This is a genomic window from Streptomyces sp. HmicA12, assembly GCF_000373565.1.
GTDB lineage: Bacteria > Actinomycetota > Actinomycetes > Streptomycetales > Streptomycetaceae > Streptomyces.
The window spans coordinates 364,657-382,302 of the sequence record NZ_KB891849.1; the positions used below are offsets into that span (position 1 = coordinate 364,657).

Annotated in this window: 15 protein-coding genes; 13 read left to right on the plus strand and 2 right to left on the minus strand. The window is 72.3% G+C overall.

Annotated features, from left to right (window positions below; genetic code table 11):
- Position 1: 1 nt before the first annotated feature.
- Genes B072_RS0137160 through B072_RS44925 form a run of 8 tightly spaced genes read left to right on the plus strand, consistent with a single transcriptional unit; the run spans position 2 to position 7,166 of the window.
- A complete protein-coding gene (locus B072_RS0137160; RefSeq protein WP_018535062.1) occupies positions 2–523 on the plus strand; it encodes a cupin domain-containing protein in 522 nt (173 codons plus the stop codon).
- Positions 516–1,256, plus strand: a complete 741-nt coding sequence (locus tag B072_RS0137165) for an SDR family oxidoreductase (RefSeq protein WP_018535063.1) — start codon at positions 516–518, stop codon at positions 1,254–1,256. Before B072_RS0137160 ends, B072_RS0137165 begins: the two co-directional genes overlap by 8 nt.
- A gap of 19 nt (positions 1,257–1,275) precedes the next feature.
- Positions 1,276–2,052: an SDR family oxidoreductase gene (locus tag B072_RS0137170; protein ID WP_018535064.1), complete on the plus strand. Its 777-nt coding sequence runs from the start codon at positions 1,276–1,278 to the stop codon at positions 2,050–2,052.
- 15 nt (positions 2,053–2,067) lie between these two features.
- On the plus strand, positions 2,068–3,684 hold the full coding sequence (locus B072_RS0137175) for a thiamine pyrophosphate-binding protein (protein WP_018535065.1): 1,617 nt from the start codon (positions 2,068–2,070) through the stop codon (positions 3,682–3,684).
- 10 nt (positions 3,685–3,694) lie between these two features.
- Complete coding sequence (locus tag B072_RS0137180) at positions 3,695–4,651, plus strand: PDR/VanB family oxidoreductase (RefSeq protein WP_018535066.1); 957 nt, start codon at positions 3,695–3,697, stop codon at positions 4,649–4,651.
- 18 nt (positions 4,652–4,669) lie between these two features.
- The gene (locus B072_RS0137185) at positions 4,670–4,900 is read left to right on the plus strand and encodes a recombinase-like helix-turn-helix domain-containing protein (RefSeq protein WP_018535067.1); all 231 of its coding nucleotides are present in this window, start codon (positions 4,670–4,672) and stop codon (positions 4,898–4,900) included.
- 5 nt (positions 4,901–4,905) lie between these two features.
- The gene (locus B072_RS0137190; RefSeq protein ID WP_026246693.1) at positions 4,906–5,913 is read left to right on the plus strand and encodes an aromatic ring-hydroxylating oxygenase subunit alpha; all 1,008 of its coding nucleotides are present in this window, start codon (positions 4,906–4,908) and stop codon (positions 5,911–5,913) included.
- Positions 5,910–7,166 (plus strand): MFS transporter, encoded by a 1,257-nt coding sequence (locus tag B072_RS44925; RefSeq protein ID WP_018535069.1) that lies wholly within the window; start codon positions 5,910–5,912, stop codon positions 7,164–7,166. The genes B072_RS0137190 and B072_RS44925 overlap by 4 nt, the downstream gene beginning before the upstream one ends.
- On the opposite strand, the gene B072_RS0137200 is transcribed toward B072_RS44925, so the two are convergent.
- Entirely contained in the window at positions 7,100–7,630 is a 531-nt protein-coding gene (locus tag B072_RS0137200) for a MarR family winged helix-turn-helix transcriptional regulator (RefSeq protein WP_018535070.1), read from the minus strand. The genes B072_RS44925 and B072_RS0137200 overlap by 67 nt on opposite strands.
- A 208-nt stretch (positions 7,631–7,838) precedes the next feature.
- Between B072_RS0137200 and B072_RS48875 the strand changes: the two genes are divergently transcribed.
- The 5 genes from B072_RS48875 to B072_RS44935 all read left to right on the plus strand — a co-directional run bounded on the left by B072_RS48875 (position 7,839) and on the right by B072_RS44935 (position 14,374).
- Positions 7,839–9,659: an NACHT domain-containing protein gene (locus B072_RS48875; RefSeq protein ID WP_018535071.1), complete on the plus strand. Its 1,821-nt coding sequence runs from the start codon at positions 7,839–7,841 to the stop codon at positions 9,657–9,659.
- Between the two features lie 55 nt (positions 9,660–9,714).
- The gene (locus tag B072_RS0137210) at positions 9,715–10,386 is read left to right on the plus strand and encodes a FadR/GntR family transcriptional regulator (RefSeq protein WP_018535072.1); all 672 of its coding nucleotides are present in this window, start codon (positions 9,715–9,717) and stop codon (positions 10,384–10,386) included.
- A 184-nt stretch (positions 10,387–10,570) separates the two neighbouring features.
- A complete protein-coding gene (locus B072_RS0137215; RefSeq protein WP_018535073.1) occupies positions 10,571–11,551 on the plus strand; it encodes a PAC2 family protein in 981 nt (326 codons plus the stop codon).
- 349 nt (positions 11,552–11,900) lie between these two features.
- Positions 11,901–13,640 (plus strand): S8 family peptidase, encoded by a 1,740-nt coding sequence (locus tag B072_RS0137220; RefSeq protein WP_018535074.1) that lies wholly within the window; start codon positions 11,901–11,903, stop codon positions 13,638–13,640.
- A gap of 29 nt (positions 13,641–13,669) precedes the next feature.
- A complete protein-coding gene (locus tag B072_RS44935; RefSeq protein WP_018535075.1) occupies positions 13,670–14,374 on the plus strand; it encodes a hypothetical protein in 705 nt (234 codons plus the stop codon).
- Positions 14,375–14,449: 75 nt separating this feature from the next.
- Here the strand turns inward: B072_RS44935 and B072_RS0137230 are convergent, their stop codons facing one another.
- On the minus strand, positions 14,450–17,533 hold the full coding sequence (locus B072_RS0137230; RefSeq protein ID WP_043245453.1) for an NPCBM/NEW2 domain-containing protein: 3,084 nt from the start codon (positions 17,531–17,533) through the stop codon (positions 14,450–14,452).
- Positions 17,534–17,646 lie beyond the last annotated feature (113 nt).

Sequence of the window (17,646 nt, forward strand, 5' to 3'; positions counted from 1 at the left end):
CATGCCTCTGACCACCACCGCATACGACAACGGCGACGACCTCGGCGCGTACACCGACTCGCTGATCGCGACGAAGGACTCGCGCATCGCCGACTTCGACACCCTCTCCTTCCAGGAGAAGGCGGGCCCGCAGTACCGCCGCGGCCAGATCCGCTACGTCGGCTCCGGCGCCACCGGCAACCACGAGGGCGACAAGCGGATCCTGCCGTCCGGCGGCTTCACCTTCTCCAACATGCTGCTGCCGCCCGGCGCCGAGGGCCCGGCCCACACCCACCACGACGTCGAGGAGGCGTTCTTCGTCCTGGAGGGCGAGGTCCGGGTGGGCGTCCACCGCGGCCCGGACGAGGTCGAGTACCGCACCCTCGGCTACCGCGACATGATCGTGGTGCCCGCCGGTGTGACCCGCTCCCTGAAGAACGAGGGCGACACCGACGCCCTGTTCTGCGTCGTCATCGGCACGCAGAAGCCGCAGGTGCCGTCGTACCCCGAGTACTCGCCGATGCACGGCGTCACCCGTGACTGACGCCCCTCTGGTCGTCGTGACCGGGGCGGGCCGTGGCCTGGGCCTGGCCATGGCCCGCCGGGCCGGCGCGGACGGGTTCCGGGTCGTCGTCGCCGAGGTCGACGCCGAGCGGGGGGCGCGGGCGGCGGAGGAACTGCGCGGCGAGGGGATCGACGCGCGGTTCGTACGGTGCGACGTCGCCGATCCGGACTCGGTGGAGCAACTCGCCCTGTTTGTAGGGGACGTGGGTCCGCTGTACGGGCTCGTCAACAACGCGGCGCTCGCCAACGGCGTGGGCGGCAAGGAGTTCCAGGACATCGACATCGCCGCCTGGGACCGGCTGATGGTGGTCAACGCGCGCGGGCCGTGGCTCGTCGCCAAGGCGCTGCACCCGCTGTTCGGCACGAGCGGACGCATCGTCAACATCGCCTCGGACGCCGCCCTTTACGGCTCGCCACGGCTCGCGCACTACATCGCCTCCAAGGGCGCCGTCATCGCTCTCACCCGGGCCATGGCCAGGGAGCTGGGCGAGCACGGCATCACCGTGAACGCGCTGGCGCCCGGCCTCACCGAGTGCGAGGCGACCGAGACGGTGCCCGCCGAGCGGCACGGCCTGTACCGGGCGGGCCGGGCGATCTCGCGGCCGCAGACGCCGGACGACCTCGTCGGACTCGCCGCCTTCCTCCTCTCCGAGGAGTCCCGCTATCTCACCGGACAGGTGATCGCCGTCAACGGCGGCTTCACCATGAACTGACGTACAGGAGCCATCAGTTATGGATCTGGGCCTCGCCGACCGGACCTATGTGGTCACCGGAGGCAGCTCGGGCGTCGGCCTGGCCACGGTCCGCGCCCTGCTCGACGAGGGCGCGAACGTCGCCACCTGCGGACGCGACGCCGACCGCCTCGCCCGCATCGGAGAGCACGACCGGTTGTTCACCGCCACCTGCGACGTACGGGACGCCGCGGCCGTACGGGACTTCGTGGAGGCCTCCGCGGAGGCGTTCGGCGGGCGGCTCGACGGCCTCGTCAACAATGCCGGGCAGTCCCGGATGAAGCGTCTCGACGACACCACCGAGGACGACTGGCGCGACGAGCTGGAGCTGAAGTTCGCCGGTGTGCTGAACCCGCTGCAGGCCGCCCGGAAGCATCTGGGCGCGTCCGACGCGGCGTCCGTCGTCAACGTCAACGCCGTCCTCGCCAAGCAGCCCGAGCCGCGCCTCATCACCACGAGCGCCGCCCGCGCGGGCATCCTCAACCTCTCCAAGTCCCTGGCCACGGAGCTCGCAGCGGACGGCATCCGGGTCAACTCGGTCTGCCTCGGTCTCGTCGACACCGGGCAGTGGACCCGCCGCCACGCGGCCGCGGACAGCGGTCTCCCCTACGACGACTGGCAGGCGGAGCTGGCCGCCGACCGGGGCGTGGCGCTCGGCCGGCTCGGCCGTGCCGAGGAGGTCGCGTACGCGATCGTCGCGCTGCTCTCGCCGCGCGCCTCGTACATCACCGGAACCAGCATCGACGTCTGCGGCGGAGTCGGCCGCGGCATTCTCTGACCCGAGGGGCTTCTCATGCGTTACGACAATGGGGGCGCGCTCCTCGTCGCCGTCCTGAAAGAACTGGGCATCGACACGGTCTTCGGGATCGTCTCCGTGCACAATCTGCCGCTGGTCGAGGCCGTCGACCGCGAGCTGCGCTTCGTACCCGTGCGGCACGAGGCGACCGCCGTGAACGCGGCCGACGCCTACGGCCGGGCCCGCGGCTCGATCGGCTGCGCGCTCACGTCGACCGGAACGGGCGCGGGCAACGCGGCCGGGTCGCTGATCGAGGCCCTCGCGTCGGGCACGTCCGTGCTGCACGTCACCGGCCAGGTCGAGGCCGAGTTCCTGGGCAGTGGGCGGGGGTTCATCCACGAGACGAAGGACCAGCTCGGCATGTTGAGCGCCGTCTCCGCGTACGCGGCCACGGTGCCCTGCGCCGACGAGGCCGGCCGGATCCTGCGCGAGGCGGCCCGCGCGGCCCTGGCCTCGCCCGGCGGTCCGGCCAGCGTGGAGTGGCCGGTCGACCTGCAGTACGCGGCGCAGACGGACACCGCGAGCGAGCTGCCGCAGACCATCGCGCCGACACCCGAACTCGCAGGTGCGGCGGCGCTGTTGAGCGCTGCCCGGCGTCCCCTGATCTGGGCCGGCGGCGGCTCCACCCGGGCTCGTTCCGAACTCGCCGCGCTCGTCGAGGCGACCGGTGGGGGCCTGATCACCTCCAACTCCGGGCGCGGTGCGGTGCCCGAGGACCACCCGCAGGTCATCGGCAACTTCGCCACCACGCCCGCGGTGCGCGCCCTGCTCGCGGACGCCGACCTGCTGCTCACGGTCGGCACGCACTTCCGGTCCAACGAGACCGCCGACTACGGGCTCGAACTCCCCGCCGCCCACGTGCAGATCGACATCGACGAGGCCGCGCTCGGTCGCGTCTACCCGGCAGCGCACACCCTGCACGGCGACGCCGCCGACACGCTGGGCACCCTGCTCCCCCACGCGCGACAGGCCGATCCGGACTGGACCGCACGCGTCGCACAGGTCCGCGCAGACGTGCGCGCCACCCTGCACGACAACATCGGCCCGCAGGCCGCGATCTGTGACGCGCTGCGTGCCGCGCTCCCCCGTGACGCGGTCGTCGCCCGTGACGTCACGATCCCCTCCAGCAGCTGGGGCAACCGGCTCCTGGAGATGTACGACCCGCGCGCCAACGTCTTCCCGCGCGGCGGCGGCATCGGCCAGGGCCTCGGCATGGGCATCGGCGCCGCGCTCGCCGCCCCCGACCGGCCGACCGTCGTCATCGCCGGGGACGGCGGGCTCGCCGTGCACCTCGGGGAACTGCTCACCCTCGCCCAGGAGCGGCCGCGCCTGACGCTGCTGGTCTTCAACGACGGGGGCTACGGCGTGCTGCGCAACATGCAGGACCGGTACGGGGACCGTCGCTCCGGCGTCGACCTGGCCACGCCCGACTTCGAACTCCTCGCCCGTGCCTGCGGGTTGCCGTACCTGCGGATCGCGGCCGCCGAGCACGCGGCGCCGGTGATCGGCGAGGCCGTCGCCTCGGACGGGCCCGTGCTCGTCGAGGTGGACCTGGCGGCGCTCGGCCCGATGAAGAACCCGTTCACCCCGCCCGTCAAGATCCCCGCCGCGTAGGGAGGCCACCATGACCGACTCCGACCGTCAACTGGAGCTGCTCGTCCGGCGGATGACGTGGGAGGCCGAAGGCGTCCTCTCCGTCGAGCTCGCCCACGCCGACGGCAAGCCGCTGCCCGCCTGGGAGCCCGGCGCCCACATCGACGTCCATGTGGGCGGGCAGATCCGCCAGTACAGCCTGTGCGGCGACCCGGCGGCCACCTGCGCGTACCGCATCGGTGTCCTCAACGAGCCCTCGTCCCGCGGTGGTTCGCGCCACGTGCACACCGCGCTGCGCCCCGGGCAGACCGTCACCGTGTCCGAGCCGCGCAACCACTTCGCCCTGGAACCGGCCGAGGGCTATGTCTTCGTCGCGGGCGGCATCGGTGTCACGCCGATCCTCGCGATGGCCCGCGAGGCCGCCCGGCGCGGAGCATGGTGGCGCCTGGTGTACGGCGGCCGGACCCGTTCCTCCATGGCCTTCACCGACGAACTGGCCGCGCTGGGCGGCGACGTGACGCTCGTACCGCAGGACGAGCTGGGCCACATCGACCTCGCGGCGGCCCTCTCCGAGCTGTCGGACCCTCCGGAGAGCGACACCCTCGTCTATTGCTGCGGACCCGAGCCCCTGCTCGCCGCCGTGGAGGCGCAGTGCCCTTCGGACGTGCTGCGGGTCGAGCGGTTCGCGGCGCCCGTCGTCGAACGCGGCGCGGACGACGGGGAGTTCGAGGTCGAGTGCCGCAGCTCAGGGCTCCGTCTCACCGTCGGCCCGGACACCTCGATCCTGGAGGCCGCCGAGCGGGCAGGACTCGACGTCGCCAGTTCCTGCCGGGACGGCATCTGCGGCTCCTGCGAGACACGGGTGCTGGACGGCGCCCCCGACCACCGCGACTTCCTCCTCTCGGAAGCCGAGCACGCCGCGAACGCCTCGATGATGATCTGCGTCTCGCGCTGCGCCGCCGGCTCCCGCCTCGTCCTCGACCTCTGACCCCTGGGAGCACGTGCCATGAACACCACTGAGACCTGGCCGTACCTGGACATCCACCAGTCCCGTACGCACGAGCCGTCGCCCTACGAGGTGAAGCTGGCCGCCACCCTCGAAGAGGTCCTCACCAAGGAGGGCCACGAACTCGCCGACGTCGTGCGGGGGTTGAACGCCCGCCAGGTGTCCGCGCCCGACGGCGCCCCGTGGACCGAGGAGTCCTTCACCGCCGAGATGCACCGACTGGGAGCGTGACCGCCATGACCACCACCCCCCTCACCGCCGACCGCCTCTACGCGACCGGTCTGCGCGGCCAGTGGCACCCGGTCGTCCCGTCCTCGTTCGTCGCGCCCGGCGCGATGCGCAAGGTCACCGTCCTCGGCGAGCAGTGGCTGCTGTTCCGCCGCTCCGACGGCACCCTGAGCATGCTCGCCGACCGCTGTCCGCACCGCGGCGCCCCGCTCTCGCTCGGCAAACACCTGGGTGACCGGGTGGCCTGCTGGTACCACGGCGTGGAGGTCGAGACCGACGGCACCGTCTCCTCCGTGCCGGGCCTGCCCGGCTGCAACCTGGAGGGCAAGCAGCTCGTCACCTCGCTGCCCGTGCGCGAGGTGTCGGGCGCGGTCCTCGCCTACTTCGGCACCGAACGGCAGCCGCAGCCGGTCGAGCTGACGCTGCCGGAGCCGCTCACGGACCCGGACGTCGAGGCGATCCTCTGTTACGCGGAGTGGAACGTGCCGTGGCGCTACGCCGTGGAGAACCTGCTCGACCCGATGCACGGCGCGTTCCTGCACCACGACTCGCACACGATGTTCGACGGCGACACCACCGCCAAGTTCCGCATCCGCGAGACGGACCGCGGCTACTTCTTCGAGAAGACCGATCAGCGGGGCGTCAACTTCGACTGGGTCGAGCTGTGCCGCACGGGCGTCGACTGGGTCGATCTCTCGATCCCCTACCCGCCGTCGGCCGGGCCCGGTGGCCCCTTCGGCATCGTCGGCATGATGCGCCCGGTCGACGAGGAGCGCTGCGCCGTCTTCTTCTGGCGCTACCGCAGGGTCCAGGGCTGGCAGCGCGACACCTGGCGGTTCCTCTACAAGACGCTGATCGAGCAGCGGCACTGGGAGGTCCTGGAGCAGGACCGGGTGATGCTGGAGGCCATGCCGTTCGACGCCGATCAGCGGGAGAACCTGTACCAGCACGACCTGGGCGTGGTCCGGCTGCGCCGCATGTACCGCGCGGGCGCCGAGGAGCAGGCAGGCGCATGAGAGCCCGCTGGGCAGGCGTCCTGAGCCTGCTGGTCGTCGTCCTGATCAGCTACGTGGACCGGGTGAACGTCTCCGTCCTCATCACCGACGAGGCGTTCACCGACCACTTCGGGATCACCGGCGACCGGGTCGCGCAGGGCGCCCTGTCGACCGTGTTCCTGGTCGGCTACGGCATCGCGGCGTTCTTCCTCACCCCGCTGTACGAGACGCGACTCGGCGTGCGGCGCGGCCTGTTCGTGAGCGTGGCCCTGTGGTCGGTGATGACGCTGCTGTCGCCGTACGCGCTCGGCGCGCTCACGCTGACAATGCTCCGGGCCCTGCTCGGGGCGGCGGAAGGGCCGCTGTTCTCCCTCAAGACCATGTACGTGCGCGAGCACTTCGCGCCGCACGAGGCGGGCCGGCCGAACGCGGTCAGCTCGATGGGTGTCTCGCTGGGCACGGCCGCGGGCCTGCCCCTGATCACGTACCTCGTCTACCGCTTCGACTGGCACACGTCGTTCCTGGCCCTCGCCGCGCTGAACGCGGTGGTCGGGCTGCCGCTGATCGCCCTGTTCGTACGGGGCCGGGGTGTGGCGGCGGCCGAGCGGCCCGGGTTCGGCGCCACGCTCAAGGGCGCGCTGCGGATGCCGCGCCTCGCGCCCATCCTGGTCATCGAGATCGCCACGCTCGCGTATCTGTGGGGGTCGAGCGCCTGGCTGCCCTCGTACCTGCTGCAGGAGCGGCACTTCTCGCTCGGCGCGATGGGCGCGGTGTCCTCGCTGCCGTTCCTGATGTCACTGGTCTCCGGGTTCCTCGGCGGGCTGCTGCTCGACCGGCTGCCGCGGCGGCTGCTCGCGCTGCCGTTCGTCGTGGGCTCGGCCGGCACCGCGGCCAGTGTCCTCGTCGTCGCGGCGGCCCACAGCGACGTGACCGTGGCCGTCGGGCTGATCCTCGCCGGCGGGTTCTGGGGGTTGCAGGGCCCGGCGATCCCCACCCTGGTCCAGCACTGCGCGCCCGCCCGGTCCGTGGGCAGCGCGTACGGGGTGGTGAACGGGGTCGGGAACCTGGTCTCCGCGTTCATGCCGACCCTGATGGGGGTGGCCATCGCGGCGAGCGGCGGGCACGGCTTCGGCGCCGGGTTCGCGCTGCTGGCCGGGGCGCAGGCGATGACGCTGGTGTGCGGGGCGTGGCTGCTGCTGCGGCCGGTTCAGTCCTCTTCGGTGCCCGAGTCCTCGATGGACCGCTCCAACTTGGAGAGCAGCCGGGCCAGTTGACGGCACTCGGCCGGGCTCAGACCGGCCAGCATGCGGCGTTCGTTGTCCAGGTGCTCGGAGAACACCTCGTCGACCTTGGCGAGGCCGGCGTCCGTGAGGCGCGAGTACACCACCCGCCGGTCCTCGGCGTCGCGCTCGCGCACGATCAGGCCGTCCTTCTCCAGGCGGTCGATGCGCAGCGTCACCCCGGCCGAGGACACCAGGCCCGAGTCCGCGAGCTGACCCGCCGTCAGCCGGTACGGGGCGCCCGCCCGGCGCAGCGCGGTGAGCACGTCGAACCCGGCGACGGCGAGCCCGTGCCGGTCGATGGCCGCCGTCAGTTTGGAGTTGTAGCGCAGGAACGTGCGGTGCAGCCGGGCGAGGACCTCCAAGGGCGCGGTGTCGAGTTCGGGACGCTCCCGCGCCCAGTCCTCGATGATCGACGCCACGGCGTCCCCCGGCGCACCCGCCTTCTTCCCCGTCATGTGTCGCTGCCTCTCTGCCCCCGCCTGTCCTGTGCCGGTGGAAATCTTAGCCCTCAAATGATTGCCGGCCGTACTCCGTTCGCTTGCGCCGACAGCGCTTCCGTACGCCCCCACGGCCTGCCGCGTTCCGCGCCGCGCGGCCCGTGCCGCCGCTACAACGGGTGCCTTGGCACGGGACCGGGAGCACACGACGAGGGCCGCTCGGCACATGGCGCGCACGCGCCGTCGGCCGGGTCCGGGCGTGGGCGCGTCGGCCGTGCTGGCGGCGGTGCTCGGCCCGGGGCTCTTCGCGGGCCCTCCGGCGGCGCGGGCGGCGTTCGCGGTCGCGGCCGTGGCGGCGCTCGTGTCCCTGGCCGCGCTGTTTCTCGACGCCCTGCGTTCCGACGATGCCGCGCCCGCGCCCTCGGGCCCGGTACGGCGGCGGGCCGCCGACGCGCTCGCCGAGGCCGTTCGCGACCAGTGGTCGGCGGAGGCGCTGGTGCGCGCGCTGTGGGATCCCGAGCCGCTCGACGTCCGGTGGCGGCTCGCGGAGCGCGGGCTCACGGACCACCCGGAGAACATCCGTCCCGCGGGCCCGCTGCCGGGGCCGCGGGACGCGGAGGGCCGCACCGTCGGGGCGGCGTTCGCCGCGCTGCCCCGGCGCCGGCTCGTCGTGCTCGGCGGGGCCGGCTCCGGCAAGAGCGTGCTCGCGCTGCGGCTCACCCTGGAGCTGCTCTCGGCGCGGGCGCCGGGCAAGCCGGTCCCGGTGCTGTTCCCGCTGGCCGGCTGGGACCCCACGCGGACCGGGCTGCGCACCTGGCTGGTGGAGCGGCTTCTCGCCGACCACCGCTCGCTGGCCGCGCCCGACCCCGCCCACGGCACCCTCGCCGGGGCGCTGGTCGCCTCGGGCCTGGTGCTGCCCGTCCTGGACGGCTTCGACGAGCTGCCGCCCGCGGTGCACGGTCTCGCGGTCGGCCGCATCAACGCCGAACTGGGCGCCACGGACGGCCTGTTGCTCACCAGCCGCGGCTTCGCCTGGCAGCGGGCCGTGCGCGAGGGGAGTGTATTGACCGGCGCCGAGGTCATCCGCCTCCTGCCCCTCGAACCGGGCCGCGCCCTGGCCTACCTGGAACGCTGGGCGCCGGCTCTGACCGAGCCGGCCGGGGATGGTGCCGTGGTGGCCGGGGGTGGGGTCTCGGCGTCCGGGGGTGGGCCTGCGATGTCAGGGGGCGGGGGTCCGGCGTCCGGAGACGGTTCCGTGGCGTCCGGGGACGGCCTCTCGGCGCCCGGAGACGGTTGCCCGACACCCGAGGGTGGTTCCCCCGCGCCCGGAAGCGGTCCCGCACCATCCGGCGCCGGTTCCTCCACACCCGGAGACGCTCCCACTGCATCGGGAGGAGGACCCGCGGCGTCGGGAGACAGCCCCGCGACGCCCGGGAGCGGTCCCGCAGCGCCCGAGGCCCGTACCGCGTGGACGCCCGTCGTCCGCCGCCTGCGCGCCGAGCCCCGGCTGCCGCTCGCCCGGGCCCTTCGCACCCCGCTGATGGTGTCCCTGGCCCGCGCCGTCTACGCCGACGGCACGCGCGACCCCGCCGAACTCCTCGATCCCGTGCGGTACTCCACCGTGGAGCACGTCGAGGCGCGTCTGCTGAAGGACTTCGTCCCGGCCGCGTTCGGCGACGTACGCGACGGCAGGTGGAGCGGGGCGCGGGCCTTGCACTGGCTCGGCCGGCTGGCGCGCGAGTCGGAGCGGCGAGGATCCGGGCAGATCGCCTGGTGGGAGCTGCATCGGACGGTGCTGTGGATCCCGCTCGCCGCCCCGCCGCTCGCCCTCGGCGCCTGGGGACGGCTGCTCGTCGCCCGGGCCTGGCTGGCGGCGACCGGCCGGGCGCCCTGGCGCCTCATGGCGTTCCTCGACGAGGCGCACCGCCGCGGGGTGCTGCGGCAGGCGGGCGGCCGGTACGAGTTCCGGCACCTGCGGCTGCGCCGCGAACTGGCCCTCACGGGTACGCCCGACCGGGCGACCGACGTACCACCGCTGCACACATAATGGTCCGAGACATCGGAGGACTGGGCCCTCCGAGTGACGAGCAGAGGGGGCTGCCATGGCCGTCACCGACGAGGCCATCGAGAAGATCAAGGGAATGATCGTCTCCGGCGCGCTGCGTCCCGGCGACCGGCTCCCCAAGGAGAGCGAACTCGCCGCGGAGCTCGGCCTGTCCCGCAACTCGCTGCGAGAAGCGGTGCGCGCGCTCTCCCTCATCCGCATCCTGGACGTACGGCAGGGCGACGGCACGTACGTCACGAGCCTGGACCCGCAGCTGCTCCTGGAGGCGCTCAGCTTCGTCGTCGACTTCCACCGCGACGACACGGTCCTGGAGTTCCTCGCCGTGCGCCGCATCCTGGAACCCGCCGCGACGGCGATGGCCGCGACCCTCATCGAGCAGGACCAACTCGACAAACTGGCCGCACAGTTGGACGACCTGGGGCCCGAGCCCTCGGTGGAGGAGCTGGTCGCCGCCGACCTCGACTTCCACCGCGGCATCGTGAAGGCGTCCGGCAACTCGGTGCTCTGCTCCCTCCTCGACGGCCTGTCCGGGCCGACCACCCGGGCCCGCATCTGGCGCGGCCTCACCCAGGAGGACGCGGTCAGCCGCACCCTGCACGAACACCGCGCGATCCTCGCCGCGCTGCGCGACGGCGACGCGGAGGCGGCGCGCTCCTGGGCCACCGTGCACATCGCCAGCGTGGAGCAGTGGCTGCGCTCCACACTCTGATCCCCGCAAGGATCCCCCTCCAGTGGGTGGAGTGCGGCGCTCCGAGTCGGGGCAGTGTTCCGGGCAGCCTCCGGGTTTCAGGGGGCTGCGGAGGGCCCGCGCGGACGCCGTAAGGTGGGCAGGTACGCGAGGGGTCCCTCCCAGGCCGTCGAGGCTCTGGGGGAACGTCGGAAGGAGGCGCTGGGTGATCGAGCTCGAGGGGGTTCCCGAGCTGGTCGACCCGGTCATGGTGGCCGCGTTCGAGGGCTGGAACGATGCCGGCGACGCCGCCTCCACCGCGGTCGCGCATCTCGACAAGGAGTGGAAGGGCGAGGTGTTCGCGGCGCTCGACGCCGAGGACTACTACGACTTCCAGGTCAACCGGCCGACCGTCTTCCTCGAAGACGGCGTGCGCAAGATCACATGGCCGACGACAAGGTTGTCGGTGGTGCGCATCGGCGGCGAGAAGCCGCGCGACCTGGTCCTGGTCCGGGGCATCGAGCCGTCGATGCGCTGGCGCTCCTTCTGCAACGAGATCCTCGGTTTCGCGCACGAGTTGGGCGTCGAGCTGGTGGTGATCCTGGGCGCGCTGCTCGGTGACACCCCGCACACAAGACCGGTTCCGGTCAGTGGCGTCACCTCCGATCCGGATCTCGCTACGCGCATGGACCTGGAGGAGACCAAGTACGAGGGTCCGACGGGCATCGTCGGCATCCTCCAGGAGGCGTGCACGCACGCGGGCGTCCCGGCGGTCTCCCTGTGGGCCGCGGTGCCGCACTACGTGTCGCAGCCGCCGAACCCGAAGGCGACGCTCGCGCTGCTCAACCGCCTGGAGGACCTGATCGACCTGCGGATCCCGCTGGGCGAGCTGGCCGAGGACGCGCGCGCCTGGCAGCTGGGCGTGGACCAGCTGGCGGCGGAGGACAGCGAGGTCGCCGAGTACGTCCAGTCGCTGGAGGAGGCCCGGGACACCGCGGAGCTTCCGGAGGCGTCGGGCGAGGCCATCGCCCGCGAGTTCGAGCGGTATCTGCGGCGCCGGGACCCGGGCTCGCCGCAGGGCGGTCACGCGACGGACGGCGGCGACGGCACGTACCTGCGGGACAAGGACAACCCGGGCGGGCGGACCCGCCCGCCGAAGCCGCAGCGTCCCACCACCGACGACGGCGAGGCGGACGGCGACGAGTGAGCGGGCCGGAGTGAACAGGCCGTCACCGGCACGGTAGAACCAGGAGAAGGGCGCCCCCGTCCACCGGGGGCGCCCTTCTGCCGTATCCGCCTTCCGCCGTAGCGGCCGCCGCCGTATTCAGCCTGCCGAGATATGGCCGGTTTGCCGCGTGACATGCATTTCCGGTCGGATTGCAGGGGCTTCCCAAATATGCCTGCTACCAAACCAAGTTGACGAATAAAGCACGAAATGGGGGTGGACGAGCGCCCGCGGCCGTAGCAGGGTGAGCCCCGACGAGCCGACGAGCCGACGGCACGGCAGCACAGGCAACACCCGTACGACCAGATGTGGCGAGGGGAGCTGTGGACCGATGAGCGACCAGCACGCAGAACCGGCGCGGGGCCCGGGCACTGCGGGTCCGGGACCGGACGGAGCCGGTTTCACCTATCGCGGAGCGGAAGCCGAACTGATCATCCTGGCACGGCCGGAGGCCCGGCTGCGTGCCGAGACGGAAGGCGTGCGGTCCGCGGCGGGAGCCGACGTATCGGCCCTGAACATGTTCCTGGGCGACGAACAGCTCGCCCTGGAGCCGCTGTTCGGAAGCGAGGAGCGGCTGCAGGCCGTCTCGGACGCGTCGGCGGGCGGCGCGGACTTCCCGGACCTGGCGCTGTTCTACCGGGTGCGCGGCGTGGGCCAGCGGGCCCAGGAACTGCGGGCCCGGATCGCGGCGCTCCCGGAGATCAACGACGCGTACGTGAAGCCGGGCGCGGTCCCGGCCTCGGCGCACGACGACTTCGACGAGGCGCGGCGGATGAAGGAGAAGGCGGCCGCGACCCCCGACTTCACCAACCGCCAGGGCTATCTGGGGCCTGCGCCCGAGGGCGTGGACGCCGTCTGGGCGTGGCAGCGGCTCGGCGGCAGCGGCGAGGGCGTCACCGTCATCGACGTGGAGGGCGCCTGGCAGCTCAGCCACGAGGACCTGTCGGCGAAGCTCGCGGGCGTCGTCGTGGGGACGCCGATCTCGGACGTGGCGTGGCGCAACCACGGCACCGCCGTCCTCGGCGTGATCGGCGGCGACCGCAACGACCGCGGTGTCACCGGCATCGCGCCGGAGTCGGTGACCGCGGCCGCCTCCTTCCAGGGCGTCGGCACGGCGGCGGCGATCCACGCGGCGGCCGAGCGGCTCGGTCCCGGCGACATCGTGCTGATCGAGCTGCACCGGCCGGGACCGCGGTTCGACTTCGAGCAGCGCGACGACCAGCGCGGATACATCGCCCTGGAGTGGTGGCCCGACGACTACGCGGCGATCAAGTACGCCACCGCGAAGGGCGTCGTGGTGGTGGGCGCGGCGGGCAACGGCGCCGAGTCCCTGGACGACGCCGTGTACGAGCGGCGCCCCGAGGGGTTCCCGTCCTGGTGGCACAACCCGTTCAACCCGTCGAACCGCTCGTCGGGCGCGGTCCTGGTCGGCGCGGGCGCACCGCCGCCCGGCACGCACGGCCGCGACCACGGCCCGGACCGCTCACGCCTCGCCTTCTCCAACTACGGCGCCCGCGTGGACGCCCAGGGCTGGGGCCGCGAGGTCACCACCACCGGCGGCTCCTGGAACCTGCCCGGCGATCTGCAGGGCGGCTCCGAGGAGATCGCCTGGTACACCGATACGTTCTCCGGCACCTCGTCCGCCTCCCCGGTGGTAGTCGGCGCGCTGGCCTCCCTCCAGGGCATGCTCAAGGCAGGAGGCCAGCGCCCGATGACGTCCCAGCGGGCGCGCGATGTTCTCCGGGCGACCGGCTCACCGCAGCAGGACGCCCCGGGCCGGCCCGCCTCACAGCGGATCGGCAACCGGCCCGACATCAAGGGAGCGGTCACCAACCTGCTTCCCTCGACCGTCGGTTCGGGCCAGGCCGAGCGGTACTGGGACGAACTGATCCCGTATCCGTCCGAACTCCCGCCCCGGCTACGCCTGTTCGTGGCGGGCACCTGGCGCAACCTGAACAACCCGACCCCCGAGATCCGCCAGGCGGTGCACTCCGCCTTCGCCGGGGGACGGCCCGACATTCGTGTCTGGTTCTCGGACGACGAGATCGTCGGCCTGGTGGTAACGGGCTGACGGCGACTTACGAGAGAAGGGGTACCCGCATGAGCACCACCCCCCAGATCGGCCAGCAGCAGCAACAGCAGCCCTTCGGGCAGCAACAGCCCTACGGCCAGCAGCAGTTCGGCCAGGGCCAGTTCGGCCAGGGCCAGCCCGGCCAGGGCCAGTTCGGGCAGCAGCAGGGTGGCCTGCACCCGATCCCGCGCAGTGCCCAGCAGCAGGGCCAGCAGCAGGGCCAGCAGGGCCAGATGGGCCAGCAGGGCCCGAGCACGGTTCCTCCGCAGTTCGGGCAGCAGCAACAGCCCTTCGGCCAGCAACAGCCCTACGGTCAGCAGCAGTTCGGCCAGGGCCAGCTCGGCCAGCAGCACCAGATTCCGCAGCACCTGCAGCAGCAGCTCCAGCAGATGGGGCAGCAGCAGCCGTTCCAGCAGCTCCTCCAGCAGATGGGGCAGCGCGGTCAGCAGGGCGGCCAGCAGGCCCAGGTCCCGCAGGCCGAGGTGCCGGAGATCTCGACGCAGTCGCTGGTCCTCGGCGTCGCGCAGAGCTTCTACGACTACGTACAGCCGCTCCCGGGCCAGGCCGAGGTGCTGTACCTGCTCGTGGACAACGCCTGGCGGGTGCTGATCAACCCGGAGGACGAGACGCACACGATGGTCCAGAACGCCTTCGTCTACGGGCAGCAGGTCATCGCGTTCTACGACAACCAGAGCAACCCCGGCCTGATCGTCGGCGTGGCCATCACCCGGTGACCGTGACGACAGCCTGACCGGAAGAGCCGGCGGCGCCGGGCGGAGGAGAGCACCCCCGCCCGGCGTCGCCCCATGTCACCTACCGGACGCACACGTGAACTCGGCGTCCGCCCAGTCCCCGTGGTCCCCGGTCTTGGACCCGTTGGTGTCGGTGACCTTCAGGCGCAGGTGGCGCGCACCGGTCACGTCCACGTCGACCGGGACGGTGGCCGACGCCCCGGTCACCTCGGGCGAGGTCCACAGCACCTTGCCGTCGGCCTCGACGGAGAAGGCGACCTCGCCGTACCCGTTGATCTCGTCGTCGATCCCGACGTCCGCGGTCAGCCGGGTGCACTGCCGACCGAGATAGACCTCGATGTCGGAGTCGGCGTGCACGCCGATCCCCTTCTCGTACGTCTTCCCGGCGAGGGTGAGCGGGTGCCCGTCGGTGGCGCCGGACTCGCCGTTGCTGCGGTCGCGTTCGGCGGGCCCGTAGCCGTTGGTCGACGTCAGCCACTCCAGGTCGCTCGCCCAGGTGTCCCCCGCCGGTGGCTTCGGCATCACGGAGACCGCGAAGTGCCCCTCGGAGGTGCGCTGTTGGCCCGCGGTGCGGTAGCGGGCGGTGGCGGTGAGGGCCTGCTCCCCCGCGGTGGCATCGCCGCTCGGGGTGAGGGCGACCTCGACGCGCCGCGTGCCGCCCGCAGGGATCCGGTCGACGGTGACGGCGTCCCCGGCCTTCCATCCGGCGGGAGCCTGTACGGCCACGGCGACGTCGGTGGCGTCCTTCGTCCCCGCGGTGACGTCGACGGCGACCTCGCCCTCGACGCCCGCTCCCAACTCCTGGGCCACGGGCGCGGACACGGCCGCGTCGGCGCCCGGTACGGCCCCGCCCACGGCGGCGGTGTCCCGCAGATCGAGCGTGAAGTCCTGCCGGGTGGAGAGCGTCCCGGTCTTCACGCGCACGACGCCACCCCGGTCGTCCGGGTCGTAGAACCAGCCACGCCCGGCCTTGTCGAACGCGCTCCTGGAGTCGAGACGCACCAACTTCTGCCCGTCCAGACGGACTTGGCTCGGCGCGTCACCGGTGTGCACGGTGAAGGAGTAGGGCCGGGCGCTCTGCTTCCCGTCGTACGTCCCCTCACTGGCGCCGATCCGTACGCGCACGTCGCCGGGTCCCGCCTTCGGCGCGGTGACCGTGGCGCGCTGCGTGGCGTAGGCGCCGCCGCGGTGGTCGCGGGTGACGCCGTCGTCCTCGTACAGCCGGAACGACGAGTTCCCCTGCGGGTACACGTCCCAGGCGACCTGCGCGTCCGCGCCCCGGTCGGCGTACGAACGGATTCCGGGCCACATCGGCACGGCGGCCCCGCCCTTCACGAACAGGGGCAGTGTGTCGAGCGGCGCGCTGTACCCGTCGATCGTGGTCGGCCCCTGGTAGACCCGCCCGGTCCAGTAGTCGGTCCAGGTCCCCTTGGGCAGGTAGATGCCGTCCCGCACGGCGGCGTCCTTGTAGACGGGCGCGACGAGGAAGTCCTCACCGGTCAGGAACTCGTACTTGGCGGCGTCGGTCGCGGCCTTCGGATCGTCCGGGTACTCCAGCGCGAGCGGCCGCACGGCGCCGACGCCGGTCTCGGTGGCCTCGTGCGCGTACGAGTACAGGTAGGGCAGCAGCGACTCGTGCAGCTTCAGGTACTTCCGGTTGACCGTCGTGTACGGCTCGCCCTGCCGGAACGGCTGCTTGTCGCTCGCCGCCCACCCGTCCATGGTCATGGTCACCGGCAGCAGCGACTTCCACTGCAGGTCGCGTACGTACGTCTTGGGGCTGCCGCCGAAGATGCCGTCGACGTCACCCGTCGTGTAGGCGAGGCCGGACATGGTGGCGCCGGCGTAGGTCGGGATCTGCCAGCGGATGTAGTCCCAGGAACCGGACTGGTCCCCCGACCACTGGACGCCGCAGCGCTGGGCACCGGCCCAGCTCTCGGGCGCCCAGGTGAACCCGCGGGCGTCGGAGTTGTCCTCGATCCCCCGGTAGGCGTCCTTGCAGCCGTCGAGCGCGAACTTGTACCCGGCGCCGACCCACGCGACGTCGAGCTTGGCGACGCGCTGGCCCGCCTTCACCTGGTCGGCGATCTTGTCGATGCCGTCCTCGGTCCAGAGCCCGAGCTGTGCCTTGTCCGCCTGGAGGCCCTTGGCGGTCTCGGCGAGGTTCTCGTACCCGCAGCCGTAGCCGTCGTTGACCAGCATCCAGCCCAGCGGCATGTCGTTCGCGACGTACTCCTCGGAGATCTTGAGCGCGTCGAGGGTGTGCCGCTCGCCCCGGTTGGCGTTGTGCAGATAGCAGTCGGCGTCGCCGATCTCCAGCCCGTAGATCGGGGGCAGGAACGGCTTCCCGGTCAGTTTCGTGTACTGCCCGATGACGTCCTTGGCGCTGTCGTCACCGCTGCCCGCGAAGTAGTACGCGTCGAAGCGGCGCTCCTTGGCGGCGGCGGTGACGGGCTCGCCGAAGGTGTACGTGTTGGGCGCGTAGGTGTTGCGGAAGACGCCGTATCCGGCCGAGGAGAGGTAGAAGGGAACGGAGTTGGGGTGACCCCCGTCGTCCCAGTCGTAGTCGACCTCGGCCTCGACGGTCTGCCCGCGCAGGCTGGTGTTGCCGCGCCCGTTCTGCATGCCCACGCCGTAGAACTGCTCGTCGCCGCCGCGGTCGAGGGTCTGCGTGGTGGAGTCGGCGCCCCAGCTGACGGGCTCGCTCTCGGCCCACAGCTCGGTGCCGTCGTTCCTGAACAGGGCGAAACGCAGCGGGGACTTGTAGGCGCGCAGGGTGACCTTGGCGCTGCTCAGTTCGTACCGGTCGCCGCGGTCCTTCCAGCGGGTGGCGGGCGGCGCGCCCTGCGGCAGGACGATGTCGTCGCCGACGGGATCACTGAACGTCCCGTCCGGGGCGACCTCGATCCGGAAGCTCTCGGAACTCACGAAGCTGACGCGGGCCTCGGCGGGCCCGGCGTCGAAGGTGTAGCGGGCCTTGTCCGGATGGAATCCGGTGACATCGCCGAGGGCGCCGGGTTCGTCGGCGGCCCGGGCCGACTGCCCGGGCCCGGCGAGAGCGGCCGCGAACCCGATCAGGGCCACGGCGACCAAGGATCTGAGACGTACGGAACGTCTTAGCGTGCTCGATGCTGATCGCATGGCCATGGTTTAGCGCACAAACGAGCACGGCGCCAGAGTGCGCATGCGAGAGCCCCTCCGGTGATCGAGGAGCGGTGTCCGGGGCAGAGCCCCGCGACCTCAACTCATCGCCC

What these genes read in the sequence shown, in the direction of transcription:
- B072_RS0137230 (WP_043245453.1), bottom strand. Translation starts at nt 17,533, where the DNA reads ATGCGATCAGCATCGAGCACGCTAAGACGTTCCGTACGTCTCAGATCC.
- B072_RS48875 (WP_018535071.1), top strand. Translation starts at nt 7,839, where the DNA reads ATGGCGCGCACGCGCCGTCGGCCGGGTCCGGGCGTGGGCGCGTCGGCC.
- B072_RS44935 (WP_018535075.1), top strand. Translation starts at nt 13,670, where the DNA reads ATGAGCACCACCCCCCAGATCGGCCAGCAGCAGCAACAGCAGCCCTTC.
- B072_RS0137210 (WP_018535072.1), top strand. Translation starts at nt 9,715, where the DNA reads ATGGCCGTCACCGACGAGGCCATCGAGAAGATCAAGGGAATGATCGTC.
- B072_RS44925 (WP_018535069.1), top strand. Translation starts at nt 5,910, where the DNA reads ATGAGAGCCCGCTGGGCAGGCGTCCTGAGCCTGCTGGTCGTCGTCCTG.
- B072_RS0137160 (WP_018535062.1), top strand. Translation starts at nt 2, where the DNA reads ATGCCTCTGACCACCACCGCATACGACAACGGCGACGACCTCGGCGCG.
- B072_RS0137200 (WP_018535070.1), bottom strand. Translation starts at nt 7,630, where the DNA reads ATGACGGGGAAGAAGGCGGGTGCGCCGGGGGACGCCGTGGCGTCGATC.
- B072_RS0137180 (WP_018535066.1), top strand. Translation starts at nt 3,695, where the DNA reads ATGACCGACTCCGACCGTCAACTGGAGCTGCTCGTCCGGCGGATGACG.
- B072_RS0137220 (WP_018535074.1), top strand. Translation starts at nt 11,901, where the DNA reads ATGAGCGACCAGCACGCAGAACCGGCGCGGGGCCCGGGCACTGCGGGT.
- B072_RS0137190 (WP_026246693.1), top strand. Translation starts at nt 4,906, where the DNA reads ATGACCACCACCCCCCTCACCGCCGACCGCCTCTACGCGACCGGTCTG.
- B072_RS0137170 (WP_018535064.1), top strand. Translation starts at nt 1,276, where the DNA reads ATGGATCTGGGCCTCGCCGACCGGACCTATGTGGTCACCGGAGGCAGC.
- B072_RS0137185 (WP_018535067.1), top strand. Translation starts at nt 4,670, where the DNA reads ATGAACACCACTGAGACCTGGCCGTACCTGGACATCCACCAGTCCCGT.
- B072_RS0137175 (WP_018535065.1), top strand. Translation starts at nt 2,068, where the DNA reads ATGCGTTACGACAATGGGGGCGCGCTCCTCGTCGCCGTCCTGAAAGAA.